Origin of the sequence: Streptomyces sp. R33 (assembly GCF_041200175.1) — a bacterium.
GTDB classification, from domain to species: domain Bacteria; phylum Actinomycetota; class Actinomycetes; order Streptomycetales; family Streptomycetaceae; genus Streptomyces; species Streptomyces katrae_B.
Genome location: NZ_CP165727.1, coordinates 2,219,540 through 2,241,151, shown reverse-complemented (window position 1 = coordinate 2,241,151; position 21,612 = coordinate 2,219,540). Strand labels below are relative to the sequence as shown.

At 66.8% G+C, this 21,612-nt stretch carries 11 protein-coding genes and 1 pseudogene; 4 read left to right on the top strand and 8 right to left on the bottom strand.

Going from position 1 to position 21,612, the window contains the following annotated elements; translation table 11 throughout:
* The first annotated feature begins 80 nt into the window (after window positions 1-80).
* The 4 genes from AB5J51_RS10585 (at window position 81) to AB5J51_RS10570 (ending at window position 3,886) form a co-directional block, all read left to right on the top strand.
* Window positions 81-932: an alpha/beta hydrolase gene (locus AB5J51_RS10585; RefSeq protein ID WP_345195840.1), complete on the top strand. Its 852-nt coding sequence runs from the start codon at window positions 81-83 to the stop codon at window positions 930-932.
* A 41-nt stretch (window positions 933-973) separates the two neighbouring features.
* Window positions 974-1,882 (top strand): helix-turn-helix domain-containing protein, encoded by a 909-nt coding sequence (locus AB5J51_RS10580; RefSeq protein ID WP_369777537.1) that lies wholly within the window; start codon window positions 974-976, stop codon window positions 1,880-1,882.
* Window positions 1,883-2,052: 170 nt separating this feature from the next.
* Window positions 2,053-2,766 carry an alpha/beta fold hydrolase gene (locus AB5J51_RS10575; protein WP_369777535.1) on the top strand — a complete coding sequence of 238 codons (714 nt, stop codon included), beginning with the start codon at window positions 2,053-2,055 and terminating at the stop codon, window positions 2,764-2,766.
* A 226-nt stretch (window positions 2,767-2,992) separates the two neighbouring features.
* Window positions 2,993-3,886, top strand: coding sequence for an IS982 family transposase (locus AB5J51_RS10570; RefSeq protein ID WP_369777534.1), 894 nt, complete (start codon window positions 2,993-2,995; stop codon window positions 3,884-3,886).
* 143 nt (window positions 3,887-4,029) lie between these two features.
* On the opposite strand, the pseudogene AB5J51_RS10565 reads toward AB5J51_RS10570, so the two are convergent.
* From AB5J51_RS10565 to drmD, 8 genes and pseudogenes are all read right to left on the bottom strand, one after another.
* Window positions 4,030-4,221 (bottom strand): annotated as a pseudogene (locus tag AB5J51_RS10565) (CorA family divalent cation transporter); the annotation flags it as partial.
* Window positions 4,222-4,899: 678 nt separating this feature from the next.
* A complete protein-coding gene (locus AB5J51_RS10560; RefSeq protein ID WP_369777533.1) occupies window positions 4,900-5,280 on the bottom strand; it encodes a hypothetical protein in 381 nt (126 codons plus the stop codon).
* Window positions 5,281-5,282: 2 nt separating this feature from the next.
* Window positions 5,283-7,259, bottom strand: a complete 1,977-nt coding sequence (locus AB5J51_RS10555) for a hypothetical protein (protein WP_369777532.1) — start codon at window positions 7,257-7,259, stop codon at window positions 5,283-5,285.
* Between the two features lie 638 nt (window positions 7,260-7,897).
* Entirely contained in the window at window positions 7,898-8,743 is an 846-nt protein-coding gene (gene drmC, locus AB5J51_RS10550; protein WP_369777531.1) for a DISARM system phospholipase D-like protein DrmC, read from the bottom strand.
* Complete coding sequence (drmB, locus tag AB5J51_RS10545) at window positions 8,740-10,611, bottom strand: DrmB family protein (RefSeq protein WP_369777530.1); 1,872 nt, start codon at window positions 10,609-10,611, stop codon at window positions 8,740-8,742. Before drmB ends, drmC begins: the two co-directional genes overlap by 4 nt.
* Window positions 10,608-14,135: a DISARM system helicase DrmA gene (gene drmA, locus AB5J51_RS10540; protein ID WP_369777528.1), complete on the bottom strand. Its 3,528-nt coding sequence runs from the start codon at window positions 14,133-14,135 to the stop codon at window positions 10,608-10,610. The genes drmB and drmA overlap by 4 nt, the downstream gene beginning before the upstream one ends.
* Window positions 14,136-14,223: 88 nt before the next feature.
* Window positions 14,224-18,339: a DNA methyltransferase gene (locus tag AB5J51_RS10535; RefSeq protein WP_369777527.1), complete on the bottom strand. Its 4,116-nt coding sequence runs from the start codon at window positions 18,337-18,339 to the stop codon at window positions 14,224-14,226.
* Window positions 18,339-21,611 (bottom strand): DISARM system SNF2-like helicase DrmD, encoded by a 3,273-nt coding sequence (drmD, locus tag AB5J51_RS10530; protein ID WP_369777526.1) that lies wholly within the window; start codon window positions 21,609-21,611, stop codon window positions 18,339-18,341. Before drmD ends, AB5J51_RS10535 begins: the two co-directional genes overlap by 1 nt.
* Window position 21,612: the final 1 nt, after the last annotated feature.

Here is a 21,612-nt window from a genome sequence, read left to right as displayed (position 1 = left end):
GTGGTGCGGGCGGCGGGCCCCATTCGATGATGTTCGGGACGGGCGGGAGTGATGTACCGCCTCTGACCAGGGGAGAGGTCATGAAGGAACTGATCACGACGGACGGCGCGCGGCTCGCGTACCAGGACACCGGCGGGGAGGGCGTCCCACTGGTGATGCTGCACGGCTGGGGGCAGACGCAGGCGATGTTCCGCCACCAGATCGAGGGGTTGGCGCCCGGCCGTCGCGTCGTCACCGTCGACCTTCGCGGCCATGGGAAATCCGGCAAGCCGCGTCACGGCTACCGGATCGCCCGGCTCTCCCGCGATGTGCTCGAACTCGTCGACCATCTCGGTCTCGACCGTTTCGACGCACTGGGCTGGTCCATGGGCGTTTCGGTGTGGTGGAGCTTCATCGACCAGTACGGGACCGGACGGATCCGGCGCTTCGTCGCCGTCGACCAGCCCGCGGCGGTCGCCGCCGTGCCCTGGATGACCGAGCGGGAACAGCGGGACTCCGGTGCCATCTTCGATGTATCGGGGCTGTTGTACCTGGGTGCGGCCCTCGCGGGGCCGGAGGGCGACGCGGTCCGCGCCGACTTCGTGCGCGGCATGTTCTCCGGCGAGCCCGACTCCGAGGTACTGGCCTTCGTCGGCGAGGAGATCCGGTCGACACCCGCCTACGCGGGCGTACCGCTGCTGTTCGACCACTGCGCGCAGGACTGGCGCGACGTGCTTCCCCGGATCGATGTGCCGACCCTGGTGATCGGCTGCGAGGGAAGCCATGTGCACCCCGATTCGCAGCGCTTCGTCGCCGAGCGGATTCCCGGCGCACGCCTGCACGTTTTCGCCTCCGACGTCGCGAGCTCGCACTTTCCCTTCCTGGAGAACCCGCCGGCCTTCAACGCCGTGGTGGAGAAGTTCCTGGCCGAGGAGCCGGCGAACGGGGCGTGAATCCGCCCTCCGCCCGCACGCACCTACGGCTAGGAATCCCCATGACCCTCACACTGATGTCACGTGCGCCCCAACGCGTGCCCCGGCAAGCGCCGGATCCGACCTCGCCCTCCTCCCGCTCGGGGTGGCTGGTCCAGATGCTCTCCGAGATGCCGGAGACGAACGACCGGACCCACGTCTACCTCGGCGTCCATGTCCGTGGGCCCGTCACCGTCGTCCACGAGCGCGCCAAGACCTTGTTGGAGCCGAACGACCTGGTCTTCTGCGACTCCGCCCGACGGCATCTGCTGCAGTTCGGAGAAGACTGCCAGATGATCTTCTTCCGAGTGCCCCGGTGCTATCTGGGCGTCACGGAGTCGGAACTGAACCAGGTGCTCGGCGTACCCGTACGCGGCGGGGAGGGGATCGGGGCGCTGGCGTCCGACTTCCTGACCGCGCTCGCCGCCGAGGCGGAGTTCCGACGGTCCACGATCGGGGACCGGCGTGCCCGGACGGCCGTACACCTCCTCTCCGTCCTGGTCATGGAGCTCCTCGAAGCGGACACGACGGACGAGGCCGACGACGCGTCCGGGGCCGTCACCGAGATGCTGTCCCGTATCCACGGCTACATCGAAGAGCATCTGATGGACCCGGACCTCTCACCGGAGTCGATCGCACGCGCCCACCACATCTCCGTCCGGTACCTGCAGAAGCTCTTCCAGAACGACGGCAGCACGGTGAGCCAATGGGTGCGGCGGCGCAGGCTCGAGTTCTGCCGGCTCGAACTGGGCCGCTCCAACCGGAGGATCACCATGGCCGCGGTGGCACACCGCTGGGGCTTCAGCAGCCCCTCGCACTTCAGCCGCACGTTCCGCGGGGCCTACGGCATGAGCCCCAGCGAATGGCAGGCGCTGGCGACGTCGGCCTTCGCGACGACGACTGCCGGCGCCCAGGACGAGCGAGGGCGCTGAGACGCGTGTGCGCCGTCGTGTCAGCGCGGATGCACGCACGTACAAGAGGTACCACTTGCACGGCCCTACCGTGAGTAACCGTCGCACGGACCTCTTGCCGCATTCCGGGCCGCGCCCTGACCGTCGTGACGACGCCCCACACGTGGCCCGACACCGAGAAGAGAACTCGCATGACCAACCCCACCGTCGTCCTCGTGCACGGTGCCTTCGCCGACGCGACAGGCTGGATAGGCGTCATCTCGGAACTGCGGAGCAGCGGTATCCCGGTGATCGCTCCGTCGAACCCGCTGCGGGGCCTGACGTCGGACGCCGCCTACCTCGCCTCCGTCCTGGCCCAGGTCGACGGCCCGGCCGTACTCGTCGGCCACGCCTACGGCGGTGCGCTGATCACCGTGGCCGGCACCGCGGAGAACGTCGTCGCGCTGGTCTACGTCGCCGCCTACGTGCCCCACGAGGGCGAGAGCCTCGGCCAACTCCAAGGGAGCTTCCCCGAGTCCCCGCTGACGGGCAGCCTGAAGGAGTGGACCTACCCGCTCCTCGACGGCGACTCCGGGGTCGAGGTCACCATCGAGGAGACGGCCTTTCCCTCCGTCTTCGCGGCGGACGTGCCCGAGGACGTCGCCGGCGTCCTGGCAGCGGCCCAACGCCCGCTCGCCACGGCCGCCTTCACCGAGACCGCGTCCGCGGCGGCGTGGCGGTCGAAACCGTCCTGGGCGCTGGTGGCCGGGGCGGACCGCACGATCAGCCCCGAGGTCCAGCGCTTCGGCGCCGCACGAGCCGGAGCCGTCGTCGTCGAACTTCCGGACGCCTCCCACGCCGTCGTCCTCTCCGAGCCCACACGGGTCGCCGACCTGATCAGGGACGCGGTACGGGCGACGAGCTGACCGACCGACCTCCGCGACGACAGGACCGGGACCGGGCCAGTCGTCGACCGACCGGCGGGCCGGCTTGATGGCGCAGGCGTGAGGAGCGGTTAGCGACTGCGCTTCTCCCCAGAGGCTCCCCAGCGTCCTTGGAACCTCGAAAGCCCAGGTCAGGTGCCCCTTTGGGGCTAGACGAGTAAGTCCGAAGTCTTCGAGCGCATGAAGCGAGGGTCTCGTTGGTTCGCTTGTGACGACAAACCTCGAAACCCTCGCGACAGCACTGTACGTGAGGATCGATGACTCTCTGGCAGGCACGCGGCGGCCGGGCCGTCCTCCGAGGCTGACGGATGCCGAGCTGTTGACGCTTGCGGTGATGCAGGCCGTGCTCGGCTTCGTCTCCGAGGCCAGGTGGCTGCGTTTCGCTCGCTGCCATCTGGCCGCCGAGTTCCCCTACCTGCCCGGGCAGTCCGGCTACAACAAGCGCCTGCGGGCCGCGAACAGACTGATCGGCCGGTTCATCCGAACCCTGGCCCGGGACACCGATCTGTGGCACGACGACGTGTGGATCGTGGACTCCACCCCGGTGGAGTGCGCCCGGTCCCGGCCCACCGTCAAGCGGTCCGACCTGGCTGGCTGGGCCGCTTACTCCTACTGCCCCTCGCACTCGCGGTTCTTCTGGGGTCTTCGCCTGCACCTGCTCTGCACCCCCGGCGGACTCCCGGTCGCCTGGGCCCTGGCCAACCCGAAAACGGACGAGCGGGAAGTCCTGGCCGGCATGCTCACCCAGGACGCCGATCTGCTGGCCACCCACCCCGGGCAGACCGTCATCGGCGACAAGGGCTACGTCTCCAAGCACCTCGACGCCTTCATGACCGACCACGGCCTGACCCTGCTCCGGCCCAGCTACCGCAACCGCACACCGCGGCCCGGCGAGCACCTGCTCAAGCCGGTCCGCCAGCTGATCGAGTCGGTCAACGACACCCTCAAGGGCCAGCTCGACCTCGAACGCCACGGAGCCAGGACCCCAGCCGGAGTCCTGGCCCGCGTCGGGCAACGGATCCTGGCCCTGACCGCGGCGATCTGGCACAACCGGGCCAACGGAACACCGTTAACCAGGTCACTCATCGCCTACGACCACTGACCAGCACTTCGGACTTACTCGTCTAGGCGAGGAGATCGCCCGCATCTATTCCCCCCCCCAGCGCCCCCGCGGCTGCTTCTGGGTCGATCTGTGAGTGAGGTGAAAGTGAAGTGCGAAGGATGACTGAGCGTCATGCGATGGACTTAGAGCCAGTCCCGCCGCTTGAAAATCACGTACAAACTGACGCAAACCATCCCCATGAGGCAGATCGCAAGGGGGTATCCGAAGCTCCAACCCAACTCAGGCATGTACTCAAAGTTCATGCCGTAGATGGTGCCGACCAGGGTGGGGGCGAAGAGGATGGCGGCCCAGCTGGAGATCTTCTTGATCTCCTCGTACTCAGGGGGCTGACCTGCGGAAATCGACTAGATAGGCGGTCTGACCTGCGGCGATCCGTCTTTCGGGCCCTTTCGCCGTGCTGCCCGTTGATGCGGCCGATCCTCCCCAGCCGCCCCCCAACGGGGCTTCATTCTCCCCAGATTCTCCCCAGCGGAGGCTGCTCACGGGGAGGGATCGCGGCTGGCTGGGACCGTGATCCGGGTGTCATGACAGGCTAAGCGATGTAGCGGCAGCAGGGCCGGAGCAGGTGGCCGCCTTTTGCTTTGCGGTCGATCGCGGTTGGGGCCGACAAAGAGGTGCACGGCGCGGTTTGCGGCGACCACGTGCTCGTACCGGCGTCACGCAGTTTCTCGGCGCCGCAGGACGCACCATACTTGTGCAGGAGGTTCCGGTAGGACTCGCGGGCCTCCCAGTCCCCGAGGGGCATGTCTTGGCCGGGGCAGTTATCGTCCGCGCAGCGGAAGCAGTAGTGGAACTCCAACGGGGACCCACTCCAGGCGGCGCCAAGACGGACCGCGGAGATCAGCTCCCGCCCTGTAACGCAGGTCAGGATCCCGACCAGGCAGTACTGCTCGTGGCTCGCCTCGTGGAGGCGGTGCGGCGGGAGCCAATCGGCTCCCCGCCGGCTCCCGGGGGCAGTCGGTCGGCGGTCCGGCGAGGACTGCCCGGTGGAGCTACCCGAGCAGAGCGGCGACCGCGGCAGTGAGACCCTGCAGCACAGTGACAGCTGCTGCGGCCGACCCGATGGCGAGCCCGAGGTCTTCGAGGTTGTCCCGGATGCGGCGCTGGTCGGGTTGGGCGCTGTTCAGCTCCTCGCCGATGCGCCCGGCCGTGCGGCGTGCCAGATCGGCGTTGCTCAGCTCCTCCGCGTGTTCCTCGATGGCCGCGCCGAGCTCGGAGAGCTTGGCCAGTGCGGCCTGGAGGCGGGTGTCGTCTTGGCCTGAGCCGACGTACGACTGCTGTTGATTCCCGCCGATCCGGCCGGTGTTGACCTGGTTTCCGTTGCCCGTGACCTGCATGCCGCCACTCGCCTCGCGGCCCCGCCAGATACTCATGATCATCCCTTCTGCTGTGCGCTGTCGGTCTTGGTGCTCTGCGTCTGATCTCCGTGCACGGTCCCGGTGTTGACCTGGTTGTGGTCGCCACTGATGAAGAACTGGGTGACGACCTCCTGCGCCTGCCGTTTGAAGTCGCCCGTGTAGACACCGTGGTCATCGAGGAAGGCGCTGACCGTGCTGAACATCCGTGACTGGAGGATCGAGACATGCCGGGCTGCGTCCTCGACCTGGTGCATGTCCTCTGGTTCGTCGAGGGCGCAGTGCTCACGGAGGCCGACTGGCTTTCCAGTGTCTTTCTGCTCTGTCTTGTCCAGGACAGGGGCCACCTGCTGCTGCACGGAACGCCCGAGCAGGCCGTTGACGATCGCGTCCAGGGCCTGGACAAGCCCGGCATGGGACCGGCGTGCCAGCGCGGCTGTGTCACCGAGGGCGTGAACCGGAGTGAGCAGGATCTTCTTGGCGAGCTCCCATCCCTTCGCGGACTCGGAGCGAGCCTCGTCCTTCAGAGGGGCCAAGACGTGCGGCCGGGTCACGAAGTGGAGCGTTTTGCCCTCCAGTGCGGCGTGGGCGAACACCGTGACGACGATGTCTCCGTCCCAGTCGACTACCTGCGCCGCCAGATATCGACGTGAATGGTGGCCTGAGGGAGCTCTCCCCCCTTCCTCGATCATTTCCCGTGCTTCTGGCCACGTGCCATCGAGCCCCTTGCGCATTACGCCGGCCTTGCGGCTGGGCTTGCGCGGGAGCTTCTTCCACCGGGATTCCGGGACGGCGAGAGTCTCAAAGATGTCGCAGTTCGGCAGTGCGTGGGTCTCCACGAGAACGCCACTGAGGCGCTCGACCTCGTCGCGGACTTTGTCCAGCAACTCGTCCGCCTCGAACTTGCGGATGCCCGCCCCCTCCTTCCCCCACGGGTCTTCTACCTCGGAGGGTGGCCGTGACCGGCGTGTCAGGTCTTCGCTGTCGTGCTTGTCGTCCTCCGCGTCGTCGGCACGACGGGCGGCGGTGAGCTGGATGCGTGGCCCAGTGGCGCGCCAGGCATCAAGACCGGCGCCGACGAAGCGGTTGATCCGGTCTTCCTTCCGGTACGGGACGCTCTGCCACCGCTCGTTCACTTCACATTCGGCAATCCGGGCCGCCGCGCGCGGGGCAAGGCGTGGCCGGGTGGCAGGGCTGTTGCGCCACGGACCCAACGAGGCCAGGTAGGCCAGGGCCGTGCAGCGGTCCACCGTGTAGACGACGGCGAGTAGGAGGGCCGTCCACACAGCAGTTGCGACGGAGTCCCGTAGCGCGAATGTGAGGGTGGGCATATGTGGCTGTAGCCGGGTCCAGGCCAGGTAGCCACCCGCGATCACGAGGAGCATGGGAACGAGGGAGCTGAAGCCCCAGCGAAGCGTCGCGCGAAGGAGACCTGCTTTGAGGAGGTAGTGGTGGAGCAGTGTCATCACCACCAGCGCCAGCGCGCCCCACGGATGGCGCACCGCCACCAGGCCCACCACACCCGCCAGGAAAACACCGCGTAGCCGGCGCTGACGGTGGGCAGCCACGCCGTGCGTGAGGACGAGGGCAAGGCTGAACCCGAAGGAGGGGACAGACCGCTTCCGTGCGTTGAGCACGTTGTCCAAAGTCCATCGGACGAGTTCCTCGCCGGCGAACGGGCCCAGGTGCCGGATGTCCCGTCTTTTGCGGCCCCGGACGCGGTCCTGCCACTGGCCCATCAGGTCGCGTGCCTGACCGATCCGGTTCACGCGCTCGTGCATGGCCCCTGCGAGCAGACGGGTCACCTTGTTCGTGGAAGGCGGCTCATCGCGTTCCGCGTAGGTCGTACGCAGCGACCGACGGCCATCGGCCTCGGTGTCCTTACCGGGGACCCTCTGGAGCGGAATACCCGGAACTGCCTCGGCATGACCTGGCTCGGCGGTGATCGCGTGGGGCGAACCGCTGGGCACGGAGGCTCGCCAAAACAGCAAGGACATAGGCCATCTCCCCCGAGACCAGCTGCTCTTTAGCGGTCCATCCTGCCCACGAACGATTGGATCAGTCCGGGAAAGTAGGAGACGCGCCACCAAAACGGTCGAAGCTGTGGCGGGAACCATCACCCAGCGGATCCACATTGCCGCAGGTGGGAAGCGCCCGCATGCGCCGGGAGGTCCCATTCACCGTAACGCCATGTTGGCTAGTTCCCGCTCCTGGCTGCCGTACCGGCGCTGGCCCTTTGCTGGCTGAGTGGCCGCCGTTCCGAGGCGCCGTCTCCCGGAGGCTCCCCACGTAGTGCCGTGAATGGTCCGTATCTGCTTCGTGAGGTCCGCCTCTGTCTCCGCGCGGGCCTGGCGGACCGGGGCCCGCTGCGGCGGCGCCGAGTCGATCTGCCGCGTGCTTACCGAGCACGCCGCAGCATCGCACCCTCCACCACTACGCCCATCACCACAGCCAGGGATCTTCGGCTGCCCGCCAGGTGAGAGACATCGAACTCAGGGGCGTGATCTACGAGGCCAACTACCCTCTCTACAGGGGGAGAAAACTCTAGCAGGGGCTGAACCGGCAAGGAACTGGCCGGTTGTTCGTTCGATCGCACCAGCCACCCACAGGGTGTGGCAGCGGTTTGCGTGTGGCCCTATGAGGCTGGTTGCCAGGGCAGTCGGATCAAGGGACCGTCCGTTGAGTGCATCAGGTTGATGAAGTGATCGACGAGACTGGTGACGGCGCTGGGGTCGCGGATGACAGCACCTACCTCCAGGTTGTCGCTGTATGCGTTGTCGGTGAGGTTGGCGCTGCCGAGTAGGGCGATGTTGCGGTCGGCGGCGATGACCTTGGCGTGCATGCTGCCGTATCGGCCACCGGGCCCGTGCCGCTCGTTGTTCGCCCACTGCCACAGGCGTACGTCCGGATGGAAGCGCAGTTCGTAGAACGCAGTGCGCCCGTCGCCCTCTCCGTGCAGTCGGCCTCCGGAAGCGCGGGCGGTCTCCAGGACCAGATCCACGCTTACGCCGCGGTCTGCGGCTGCTCTGATCTCGCTGACGATCTCCTGGATGCCGAACGCGGCGTAGCTGGTGACCAGGAGCGTGGCGTTGGCAGCCCGGATTACCTGGATTGCGGCGGATGCGGTGAGCCTGACCGACACCGCGTCGCTCATTGGTCCTGAGACGGCGATTTCGACGTGATGGGTGGCGAGGTCCTGCTCGTATCGGTTGCCGGCGGCTTCGAGGGCCAGGGCCAGGGCACATCCCGGCAGTTGTGGATCAGTGGACCGCCACGCGGACAGCAGCAGGTCAGCGCGCGGTCCGAGACCTACGCCCGGGTGCGCGGCGACGAGGCGGGATTCCGTGCGTCCGTCAGGGGCATGCATCGTCCGCAGGACGTTGATCCAGGCAGCGAGGTGCGTTGCGGGGAGAGTAGCGACGAGGCCGGAGAGTACTTCGGGCAGGCTGGGCGCACTTTCGTAGACGCTGTGGCCGGTCATGCTGTGAAGAACCCGCCTGGTCGGCCGCTGAATGTTTCTACGAGCAGTTCGCGATCGAGGAAGTGGTTGCCCCGTTCGCAGGACGTTTCCGCCGCGAACAGACAGGCGTGACAGGCAGCACCGTGCAGGCGACCGTGGGCGACCGGGTCGTGGTCGGCGCACAGCGGATCCGAGCCGCACAGCCGCGCAGCTTCGAGCGCTTGATCGATCAACGCACCAAGTCTGTGCTGTCCACCGAGGCTGACCAGCCCGCCGAGGGTGCCCTCGCTGTCGGGGGCTGCGGTGTAGAGCAGGATGCCGGCCATTGGATCTGCACCGGAGCGCGCGTAGATCCGCTCGCCTATTCCGGAGGCGCCGTACCCGCACTCAAGAGCGAACTCTCGGATCAGGACGTGGGAGAAGGTGTGCAGCAGCACATAGCGGATGCCTGGCCACTCTGCGGCGGTGCGGCGCTGGGTGCACCACTTCTCGTGTGCCTTCATCAGCGTTCTGGTCCGGCGGATGACATTCGGGTCCTGTTCCCAGGCGCTGATCCGCTTCTCGTCGAAGCGAAGGAAGATCCCCTCGCCGCGGGTTTCCGCGCAGGGCAGCCAGATCGGCGCGGAGCTGGAGAGGGGCGCGCGGTTCTCCTCCAGGGCCTCGCCTCCGCTGGTCGCGGAGCCCCATTCCGGCGCGTCGATCCGACTGAATCCGTATAGCGCGGATACCTCGCGCAAGCGCTTGACCAGGCGCACCTGGCCGAGCCAGTCGCGGTGTACGGCTGGGACGGGCTCGTTGCTGACGCTGAAGTCAGGGTGGTTCTGCGGGCTGCCGATGAAGGCAAGCCATTCCGGTCCGGAGATGTCCAATGCGTCGGTGTCTTCGGCGGTGCTGGCCTGGTTCTCTCCCTGGTGTCGCGAGATCGCGTCCAACACCTCGTCCGCGCCGAAGCGTTCGAGTTGTGGCCACATAACCTGGGTGGGAAGGACCAGGCGCGCGGTCTCGCGGGGCAGCTGTGCCACCACCCGGAGCCCGGCCCAATGTTCGGCCACGGCGCTGTCCACCGGATTCTCGGCGTGCGGGATGGAGAAAACCCGCAACTGCATGGCGAACCAGCCGTTCGTCGCGCCCAGTGCCATGGTCCGGGTCTGTTCGGTGCAAGATTCGAAGGTTCCCAGGTGCGGGTGCCGACCCCGGCAGGCAGGGAGTACCTGTTCGCTACGGGTACCGATCGCCTCGGCCATGGATCGGGCCTTCACCTCGCAGGAGCATTCGACGAAGATGTTCGCGGCCTCGCCGGTGGTACCGCGCTCGACGAGCTTCAGTGTGTGGTCCGCCCCGTAGGGGGCGCCACGGTGGACGAAGTACATCCACGGGAAGTCGTCCACATGGCCGGCCGGGCAGGCAGAGACGAACCTGGCCGGCACCGCGGTCGGCCGTTTACGGCCGGTCTCGCGGCAGGAGTGGACGAAGCGGGTCTGGTCGGGTGCCACGCTGTTGGGCAGCAGGTGAAAGAGCCCGGAATCGGCCGGGGCGAGCCGGTTGCACCGAGTGTCGGTGCAGCGCAGCCAGCCCGGGAACACCGCGACCGGCACACCGATCCGGGACCAGGCGCCGGTGAAGTCGTTTGGATCCTCCGGCGTGTACGGAGGCATCCGCAGGTTCTGCACCTGGGCGCCGACCTTGCTGCGCACCGCCGCCAGCAGCCGTTCCTCCGGTACGATAGCGGCCTTCTCCAGCTCCCACTCGTCGAGCCCGAGGACCATCACAGAGAGATTCGGGAGGTCCGCGACTGCGCCGACACCGTAGGTGTGAAGCAGTTGGCTGGGCCTCAGCTCCCCGACCCGCAGGTTGCTTGCCGAGCGCGTCCCGTCGGCGGTGATGGTCATGAGAGGTCCCCTTCGTGTCCGGCGCCGTTGGCGTCCGGGTTCGGGCGCGGGAGGAACGGGTGCTGCTCGTGGTCGTCGGCGTTACCCGGAGCGGTCCGCAGCACCAGTCGGATACCTGGCTCGACTTCACGCAGCGAGGTGGGACAGGATGTGCGCTTCCACGGGCCTGAGTCCGGGCTGTGGAGCAAGCCAACGATGTCGTCGGCCTTGCCCTTGGCGTTGAACGCGAGTCGGGCGGCGGGGCGGCGCTGTTCGCGTGCCCACAAGTCCAGGATGCTGTCGAGTTCCTCGCGTACCCGGCTTCCGACGGACCGGTCGGTGGCGACCTCGCCGGCGCGGCGCTCCAGGTAGCGGACGATGTGGTCGGCCTTGCTGCTGTGCGTATCGAAGGTCTGCGCACCGAGGTTGCCGTTGTCGCCGGCCTCGAGGTTGCGGGCGAGCGCCACCAGTACCCCGGTGAGGCCACGGTCTATCGCGCGTTCGGCGAACGGGGTGACCGAGAGCGCTTCGACATGCCGGTACACGGTGGCGTGGAAGTGTTCGAAGGTCTCGTAGTGGGACAGGTCGCGCGGGCGGGCCCAGTTGAACACGGTGAAGACGAGGCCGGGGGCGGCGCGGCCGACGCGGCTGGTGGCCTGGATGTACTCGGCGGTGGATTTCGGCTGGTTGGCGACAATCATGACGCCGAGGCGGGAGACGTCGACTCCGACGGCGATCATATTGGTTGCCAGGAGCACGTCGATCGGTGTCAGTTTGTTCGCCCGGGGGAAGGTGTACTCCAGTTGCTGCAGGATGTCCGGGATCTTCTCCGAGGTCAGGCGCGAGGTGAGTTCCTCAAGCCGCAGGTCGTAGCGCCTCGACAAGCCGCGTTCGTTGATCCGCTCCAGTCGGGTGGAGACATCGTCCTCGACCGACAGACGCATGCCGCCCAGATCGCGCAGGCTGTTGAAGTAGCCGACGAGGGTCATGTAGGGATCCGTCACCGGGTTGTGCCCGTACTTCTTGTGCACGGTCTGCGCGGCGGCGAGCACCGCGACGTACACCCGGATCATCGTGGACTTCGTGCGCACTCCCTGCGCGCAGATCCCGATGTAGCGGCGGCCGGGGTGCGAGTCCTTGGGCCGCTGTCTGGCGAAGAAGCTGTCCCCGATCTCCAGGCCCTGTGGTGGGAAGACCCCGGTGCGCCGGTCGAACAGGGCATGAATCTGCCGTTCGGCGCGCCTCACAGTGGCCGTCGAGGCGATCACCTTGGGCCGCGCCGTCTTGCCCGGCGCGTACTCCCAGGTGGCAAGGCGGTCCACGGCAGCTTCGTACAAGCCGGTCAGCGAACCGAGCGGACCGGAGATCAGGTGCAGCTCGTCCTGCACGATCAGGTCCGGGGGACGCACCGGCATGGCCGCGGTGAGCGTAGCGGCGCGATAGCGTCCTTCCGCGAGATGGCTGGTGGCTTCCCAGTCCTCCTCGGCGATCTGGGCGGTGACGTAGCCGTGCCGGGAGCAGTGCTGGGAGGCGCGGCCGAACAGGGCCTGGGTGCGCCCGTTCCAGGTGAGCTGCGCGAACTTGTCGACGGTCGCGATCACAAGGCTCGGCAACAGCCGGTAGATTTCCTCGTCAACGACGACGACCGGCAGACCTTCACCGTTCGGGTCGCCACCGCCGAAGGGGCAGCCGAACAGCTCGGGGCAGCGCAGGAAGGTGCGGCGAAGGGTCTTGTCGACCTGGACGTCCCGGCCCTTCTCGATCTTCGTTCCGCACCATGGGCAACTGGTGAGCTGGTAGGGGCTGCCAGAGTTCTGATGGGGTTTCCCGCTCGCCCTGCGGACGTCCTTGACCCAGTCCATGGCCTTGTCGGTCGTGTTCGGGGACACCTTCCCCCCGACCCACAGGCCGATCCGGAACGGTTCTGCACCCCATCGAGCCTCGTCGCCGCGGCGCAGGACCTCGCACGCGCAGATCAGCGCCGTGGCACGCTGGAACTGCTGGATCGTCAGCAGCCGCAGGGTGTAGCGCATCAGGACGGCGACCCCGTGGCCCGCGTCGAGACCGCCGAGGTCCGGTCGCAGCCGGCGGATGGCGAGGGTGTACGCGGTCAGGCCGAGGTACGCCTCGGTCTTGCCGCCACCGGTGGGGAACCACAGGAGGTCCGCCACTGCTTCGGCTCCCGTGGCACGTTCCGGATGCGCCGGATCGGTCAGCGCGGGAAGGTTCAGCAACAGGAACGCGAGCTGGAAGGGACGCCAGGAGCGGTTGGCCGGCTTGTCCTCGTCGCGGAACACCGAGTCAGGGTCGCGGGATCCGTCACGGCGTCGGGCGGAGGCGACCCGTGTGTGGATACGCTGCAGGTGCATCGCGCTGTTCGCGAAGCGGAAGGCGGCCAGGGCATCCGGGTCACCGAGCACCAGCTCGATGCCCGCTTCGATCCGGTCGGCTGCCCGCTTCGCCTCGGCCAGCGCCTCCGCGGCCTGATCTGCGTACTCGTCGAGATACTGGCCGTCCTGTCCGATCCGCGCCTCGGCCCGCTCGATCCACGCCCGATAACCGGCCACAAGCGGCATCAGTCCCGCTCGCAGGCGCTGCGGCTCGCACGCGCCGAGTTCCTCCATGTCGACCAACAGGTCCACCAGCTCCGGGAGGTCCGGATCGCTGTCGAACGACGGCGCGTCGGTTTGCGCGATGTCGTACTCCGGCGCGGCCTTGGTGTAGACAGAGACCGCTCTCATCGGGTCGGAGCCACTGGCCGTCGCGCTCACCCCTGTCGCGTGCCCCACCGCGAACTCCGGGCTGAACCGGTAGGCCATGGCCAACCGCCGCTGCTCGCCCTGGTCGAGGGCATCGCCTCCGGATCCAGGCTCGTGCCGGGGCAGGAACACCGCCGCGCCGTCCACGCCCTCCGCTGACAGCTCGGCCTGGAACACCCAGTGCAGCGCGGAGTTGGAGTCGGTCTCGGTGGTATTGACAAGGAAGAGCGTGACCAGCCAGTCGTCATGGAAACGCCGCACCCGGCCGCGCAGCACTACCTTCTCGTCCTCGGAGTCGAGCACCAGAGCCTCGACCAGGCCCTCGACCAGCTTGACCGGAACGCAGCCGGTGTGGGGCGTGCGCCGCCAGATCAGCTTTTCGATGCTCGGATCCGTCGAGTGTGAGCGGACGTAACGTGCCCACCGCCCGGTCACCTCCAGCCGGTCGGCATCACCGCGTACCCGCGCGGTGAATCCGACCGATGACGGGGCCAGACTCGGCACGTTCGGCGCGTCCGTGTCCGGCGACCCTTCATCCGTGCCCGGCAGCTCACTGTCGCCGAGCGAGGCGTCCATCTCCTCCGGCACGATCGTTGTGCCGTTCGGCGCGAGCCGCCCGAGCACGTACCAGTCGGTCGGGGAGTCAGCAACCTCCTCCTGGTCGCCGCCCACCGGTCCGAGCAGGTCCAGCACCACGAGCTTGGCCAGCTCGTCACGTATCGAGCCTGGGGACGGGACAGCCAGCACCGGGCTGTTCGACGTCGCGGGCGGCAACTTATCGCTCATGGGTCACAACGATAGGACGAGCCACTGACAGCGCGGCGCAACGCAGCCAAAGCTTGTGCCGCACGTGGGCTCCGGTGCTGGAAGGCCCCTACCAGAGCCCATCACCGGGATCCGGGGTCGCTGCGGGGACAACAGTCTTCCTGGGCTTGGCGGGGCCCTTTTTGTTGTGGAGGCCACGGCGGACCTCGTCTTCGTACAGGGCGTGGTTGAGTTCGAGGAGACGGTCGTTCATCTCGATCTGGACATCCGGGGCGACAGTCCAGCGCAGGCCATGGACTGTCTCGTGGAAGCCGTGGTTCAGCACGAGCGGCGTCCAGCCGAAGTGCGCCGCGAGAGGGTGGGCGAGGTAGGACTCAGTGACGGCTTCGTCGATCTCGACATGGATATCGCGCAGGCGCTGGATATCGGCGTCGAGGTTTGCTGGGTTGTGGACCTCGTTGTAGAGGTCGGTCATGCCGAGTTGTGGTGTCCGCGATAGCTGGACATGGCGACGGTAGGTATCTAGATCCTCGCCGGCAGCCCGGGTGCGCGGGGTGAGTTCCGGCTGCGGGAACGTGTCGAAGCCGTCGGAGGGGGTGTAGCGGGGGTCTGATTTCATCGTCGACTCACCCTTGACCGTCCACCAGTTGAAGTGCCAGGCGCTGGTGAGTAGTGCGAGCATGGCGGCGTGATCAGATTCATAAAAGACGACCAACTGATCAGAGTAAATCTGGCCAGTTGGGACAACGTTCGGGAGGCCGTATTTGCTTACCCGGCCAATAACGACTACCTTATCGAGACTCGAAATGGCGTCACGCATCGCCTTTCGCTTATCCCCGTACTGCCACCAGCGCTGCGGCAGCGGCTTGCGGCGTACATATTCACCATTGGGCTTGACTTCTTGCCGCCAAGGCTTGACTTCGCGCTCGACAATGGCGAGCGGATCCGGATATTCTTGCGCCTCCGAAAGGGACATTTCAAAGAAATCGATAGCCCAGCGACTCGCCAGTGATTGCGGATCGTTATTAACGTCATCGCCGATCAGGTATGGGCGGACTACTTCGCGATTGCGTTGGTCGGCGGCGATGAGCGCCTGGGCTTTGCTCGTTTCAATCACGAAGCCCGTGCCAACCGTGATGCACCCCTGCGAGGATCGCCCAGAAAACATCTTGAGCTCATGCGGGTCGCCAGTTACTCGGGATGGTCGAGTCAGGCTCGAGTCGATCCTTGGCACGCTGACACCATCGAGAATTGCCTGATCGTCGAGTCCGTCACTTCTCAACCAAATCAGCGATACGAAAACATTTGCCGCACCGATCCACGGCTGAGATTTGATTGCGCGAAAGATCTCCCAGTCATGCGCCATCGCCCTCGCGATGCCAACCTCCCGGGAATCTCCCTGGGCAATCGTGTTGCTTGCGATGATTGCCATACGCCGCTTTGGGGCAAGCTGGGAATTTCTTAGTAGGAAATAGGTGCACAGATCTGCCCTGCCTCCAGCTGTCGAGCCATTTGCGACAACCTGCCCAATATAGCTCAAGCAATCAATACCAATTCGGCTGCGGATATCCATTGCGCCCGAGAATGGTGGGTTTCCCACTACAGCGTCGAAGCGGTGATCGCCGCGCGTGAAATCGGCAAAGATCTCAGGGAACTCGAGCGGCCAATGCAGCGGGCGCAGCGGGACCGTGCGCGACCCGCCGCTGGACCCGAGGAGCCAGCCATCGACGATCGTGCGGGCCTCGGCTGCTGCGGCCTTGTCTCCCAGCAGCGCCTGCTCAACGAGGTCGGCGATGGAAGCGAGGCGGTTATCGTACGCATCATTGGACTTGGTCGTTGCGGTGGATAGTTTCGCCGCAACCAGAGCGTCGGCAGCAAGGCGAAGTTGTTCCGTCAGCGCTTCGGCCTCGACGAGCTTCTTAGCCTTCGCCCGGGCGTCTCGGATGTCGACGACCTCGTGTTGCTCGATGTCACGGCGCAGCTCCGCTGCCTGCGAGAGCAACGGGCCAGTGATCTTGTCGATTTCCCCGCTGAGACGAGCGTTGAGGCGATGGCCTTCACCCGGGTTGAGGTGGAAGGCTTCGATCTGGTCCGCCGTCAAGCAGCCGATGAGGGAGTCGCCGCAGCGTAGCGCGTGGTCAACAAAGTTGAACGGACGGCCCTTCGCCAGAGTGACCAACCAAAGAGAGAGCTTGGCGAGTTCCACCGCCATCTCATCTGTGTCGACACCGTAAAGGCAGCGGTCGGCAACCATGCGACAGGCTTCAAGGAGTTTCGCGTCGCGGTCCTCGCGATGCTCGTCGAGACGCGCACCGACCGCGTCCGGCAGCCCATCGCGGTCCCATGCCTCCACGACCCGCTCCGACAAGTACCGGCATGCCGAGACCAGGAACGCGCCGGAGCCCATTGCGGGGTCGAGGACCTTGAGCGCCAGGAGTTCCGATGCCGGACGAACTTGCCACTCGGGCGGCTGGCTCCCATCGGCGGGTCGCGGAACACCGTCCGGGGAGCCGGGTGAGAAGCACAGCGGGTCGAGGGTATGCAGGATGATCTCTTCGGCGAGCGCGCGCGGTGTGTAATGCGTGCCGGAGTCGCGCCGGTCGCCGACCTGGGTGACGATGACCGTCCCGGCAGGGTGAACAACCGGCTCGTGACGCAGGTCGGAGCGCAGCAGGCCGAAGAATGGCCGCACTCGGTCGGCGAGCTCGGGATCGTTGTCGCAGGCTGCGTCGAGGGTACCGATCTGTGCGCCGGTCGGCTCGGTCGCGATTGCGGCGGTGAACTGCTTCGCCGTCAGGCCGGCGAGCTTGACGGTCTTGGCCTGGAGGTGACCCGCCGCGCTCCACTCTTCAAGGTCAGCCAGCTTGACGTCGACACCAGCCTTGCCCTTGAGCCCGAGGCGTGTCTCGTCGAGCCGAATGGCGGAGTGTTCGAGCAAGCCCTCGTAGACATGGCCGATCTGCTCGACGTCGAGGCCCTTGTAGGACAGGCGTTCCGTCGAAGTGACCTTGCCTGCAGGCGTGGTGCGCTTGAGTTTGATTAGGGCGTCAAGCATGGCGAAGACGACACGATCGGTGACCTTAAGGCGTTCCAGCCAGGCAAACCGCTTCGGGTCGAACAGCGATCCGCCGTATGCGGGGATCCACATGTCCGGGTGCCGGGCCCCGCCGTGGATGGCCTGGAAGGTGGCGAGCAGGGTGGGCCAGGCGGCCTTCCAGCGGTCGGCGATGTCAGCGTCGTCCTGATCGAGGCGGTCGTAGAGCTTCGTGACCGAGTACGAGTCGGCGTACAGCTCGTCGTCGGCCGGGAGCAGGCCCTGTTCCTCCGCGTAGAGGAGGAACACGATCCGCATCATCACGGTCAGCGCAGCGCGGTAGACGGTCCGCGGCGCGACGCCTTCCAGCACGACGCCGTCGGCCTCACGGTCGAGGCGGGAGAGCTCCGCGACAAGGAGTTCGACGGCCGCGCGGACCTGCTTGCCGAGGGTCTTGGTGACGGCGGTCGTGTCGTCGGCTGTGCGGGTGAACAGGGCGGCGAGGGAGTCGGTGTCTTTGCCCTCGCTGTCCTTGGGCGCGATCGCGGCGCAGCGGACACCGAGCAGCGAGGTGAAGGCGCGCAGCAGCAGCGGTTCCTCGAACCAGGTGTCGGCATCGAAGACCGCCACCGAGGTCGGTGCTTTGGGCCGGGCGTGGACGAGGACCCAGAAGGTTCCGTTGGTGAGCAGCGCGAGGGGGACGGCACGACGCCGGCACAGCTCGGCGGCCTGCTCGGCCGCCGACGGCAAGCCCTTCGTGGCGCGGGTGAGGGGTTCGCCCCAGGGGCGGCGGTAGATGAGGGCGCGTTCGGCCGCGCCGGGCATGCCGCTGGTCGGGTCGGGAGGGCCCATGAGCAATGCGTCGGGGGCTGTGCCGGGGTGGTCGGTGAGTTCGCGGGGCAGCATCGAGCCTTGGCGCAGTGCCTGGCCCTGGTAGCCGAGCAGTTCTTCCAGGATCAGGTGCTGCCAGGCGCTGCACAGCGTCGCCGGTTCGGCCTGAAGCTCGGCCCAGGCCTGCCGGAGGCGGCCGCGCAGGGGAGTGTCGACAACGTCAAGGCCTTGCGGGAATGCGTCCGCGAGGATCTTCGCGGTGAGGAACGGCCCGTCCGGACGAAGCAGGTTGAGCCACTCGGCGTGCTGCTCGATCGGGGTCTGCTGCTCCGTTTTCGGGAAGCGGGTGCGCGTTGGCATCAGTGGCCTGCCTGGTGGGAAGGAGCGGCTACGGTCAGGGAGGCGGGGACGAGGAAGGTGACCGCCACGGGGAAGCGGCGGGCGACCGGGTCCGCGTACCGGTGGCGAAGGGCCGCCGCCTCGGACACGAGCTGTTCAGGGACGGCGGCGAGGCGTGCCTCCAGTTCCGTGCGGTCCTTCCTGAGCTGGTCGCGTTCCGGGTCGGGGGCCAGCAGGGAGTCCTGGCGCCAGAGCGGGTTGGAGTTCAGGGAGTCCCGGATGCTGCGCTCCAGCTCGGTCAGTACCGACTGCATTGCTTTGACGTCTTCCTCGCAGCGCTTGTCCAGGACTTTGCGCTGTTTGCGTGCGATCTTGTTGGACTCGGTCTGCAGCGCCTTGCTGAGAGGGGTCTCCAGTACGCCCCACAGCGCGGTGAGCCGGTCGAGGAACTCGGGCGGCGGTGCCTCCTGCGACGCGGCAGTGAGCCACTGTTCCAGGGCTTCCGGGTTCTTCTCCACCACCAGTTTGCCGTGTTCGATGGATCCTCCGGCCAGGGCGATCTGCTCATGCAGACGCACTCCTCGGTTGCCGGTGAGCACGACGCGGCCGTGAGCGATCACTGCAGGGTTGCGCAGCAGGTCGCCGGGGACGATCCGGGCGGTGACACGGGACAGATACGCGCCGTGCTCGTCCTGGGACCACAGTTCAGCGCGTAGCAGACGCAGGCACAGATCGACCAGGCGGTGGTTCAGGTGCAGCAGCACGACGTCAGTACGTCCGGCGTAGTTCTGGTCGAAGGTGACAGGGCGCTCCTTGCCACTGACCGGGTGCCGCAGGCCGTCGTTGCGTGCCTGCGCCCAGCCTTCCTTCAGTTCCGGGAGCTTGAAGCACCGTGCATTGACTCCCCTGGGCGACGAAGTCTCGATCAGATCCTTCTTGTGGGCCAGGCGGAGCGCGGTCCGTACGACCCGCTCGATCGTCTCCGGGTTCAGATTCAGCTCGGTGCGGGTCCGGGTGAGCTGTTCCTGGGCCTGCTGGAGGTCGTGCGCCAGATTCCGTTCGATCTTCAGTACGGCTTTGCCGGCCAGACGCTGGATCTCCCTGTCGGTGGTCTGCCAGCTGGAGCGCTTGCCGAGCATTTTCTGCTCGACCTGGCTGGCGATCACTTCTCCGGCACTACCGAGGTCGGTGCGGATCTGCTCGACCTTGCGGACCGCGACGCCGAGGAACGCCATCGCGTCCTCCAAGGTGCCCTCGGTGAATCCGGTGTCCTCTTCGCGCTGCTGGTCCCAGCCCTCGGGCACGAAATGGACGATCTCGACCTTCGCCGCGGTCTGTCCGTGCCGGTCCACTCGGCCGTTGCGCTGCTCCAGGCGGTTGGGGTTCCACGGAATTTCCCAGTGCAGGACCCGGTGGCAGTGGTTCTGCAGGTTGATGCCCTCGCTCGCGGAGTCGGTGGCGAGCAGGATCCGCACCGGGTCGACGCCCGGGTCGTCCTGGAAGACGTTCTTGACGCGCTCGCGTTCATCGCGGTCCTGGCCGCCGTAGAGCTGGGCGATCGCCTCGTTCGGCACACCGGCGCTGATGAGTCGTTCGTGCAGCCAGCGCTGGGTATCGCGGTATTCGGTGAACACGATGACCCGCTCGCCGTCCCAGCTGCCGCTCACCCCATCGGTTCCGTTTCGCTGCACGGTGGCGCGCAGCCAGCCGAGGAAGGCGGTGAACTTGCCGTCGGACTTCTCCGAGTTGTGGTCCCCCCAGTCGCGCAGGTCCTCCAACAGCTTCTGTTCGGCGGGGGTAAGCGGCGGGGCGAACCGACGAACTGTGGCAAGGGCCTCCTGGGCTGTCTCAGCGAAGGCGGCATCGTCCTCAGCCGTTTCGTCCAGCTGCCCGATCATCTTTGCGAGGACCTTCTCCGCCACCGTGTACGTGCCGCGGTCGTACTCCAGCTCGGCTTCGTTGTGCCTCCCCCGGGCGAGCATCGTCTTCAGATGGGTGTCCACCGTATTGGCAAAGGCCTTCGGGCTGGACAGGAAGCGGCGCTTGAGTAGCGTGACGACGAAGTCCGCAGCCCGGCTTGGCGCAGTGCCCTGCAAGGTCAGCTGTCCGGAGATCGTCTCGCGGCGGGACTGCGCGTACAGGTCGAGTTTTGCGTAGGCGTCGCGGGTCGCGGCATCGTAGACGACTTCTAGAGGATGGTCGAGATCACGTTCTGGGAAGCGCGGGCTACCGTCCCAGTTCGGCGGCAGATCCCGCTTCAGTCGGCGCACCATCACCTGCGCTTTGGCCTCCTCCGAGGGCTCCAGGGTGCGGGCGAAGCGGTGGCCGTCCAACAGAGCCAACAGGGCGGTGAAAGATTCCAAGTAGCCGTTGTGCGGCGTCGCCGACAGGAACAGCCGGTGCTCGCTGTGCGGGGCCAAGGTCTTGATCGCGTCGGTGCGCTGTGAGTCGACCGCGTACTTCCCGGAACCCGAAGGCGCGCATGTGTGTACCTCATCGACGACGAGGAGGTCGAAGGCGCGCGGATACTGCGGGGCCGGCGGCAGGATCGAGCGCAGCAGCGCCATGGGCCGCTCCCGCTTGAGCCAGTCGATCGAGACGATCAATCGCGGGTAGTGCGTCCACGGATTCGCGTACAGCCCGCGAGACCTGCGGAGCTCCTTCAGGAGCTCCGCATCCACGATCTTGAACCCCAGGCCGAACTTGTCGCGCATTTCATCACGCCACTGCAAAGTGAGCGAAGCCGGGCACACGATCAGCATGGTCCGCGCCCGGTGCCGCAGCATCAGTTCCTGCATTACCAGACCTGCCTCGATGGTCTTACCGAGACCAACGTCATCCGCGATCAGCAGGTTCGTACGCGGCATCTGCAGCGCCCGCACCACAGGGTCGAGCTGGTAGTCCTCCGGCTTCACGCCGGAGCGGAACGGCGCCTGCAGCAACGTCTTGTCCGCTGTTGCCACCGAGCCCCAGCGCACAGCGTCAAGGAAGGCATCCAACTTCGCCGGGTCATCGAACCCGCTCACCGGAGACGGCAAGGCGTGCTGCTCACGGGCGGTGGCACCGGGCTCCAGCTCCCACAGGACGCGCAACTCTTCGTCACCGGAGTCACCGTCCACCGAAACCAGGGAGACCAGGTGCTGCGCCTCGGCAAACAGTGGACTGCCCGGCTCTTCGACCGTGATCGAGGAGCGCTCCACGGCAGTGGCTACCCAGTTCCGATTACGTACCGTAACTAGTTGGCCGACGGTTGGCACCGCCTCGTCCGCCTCGTCGACCTCTTCGATACCCACC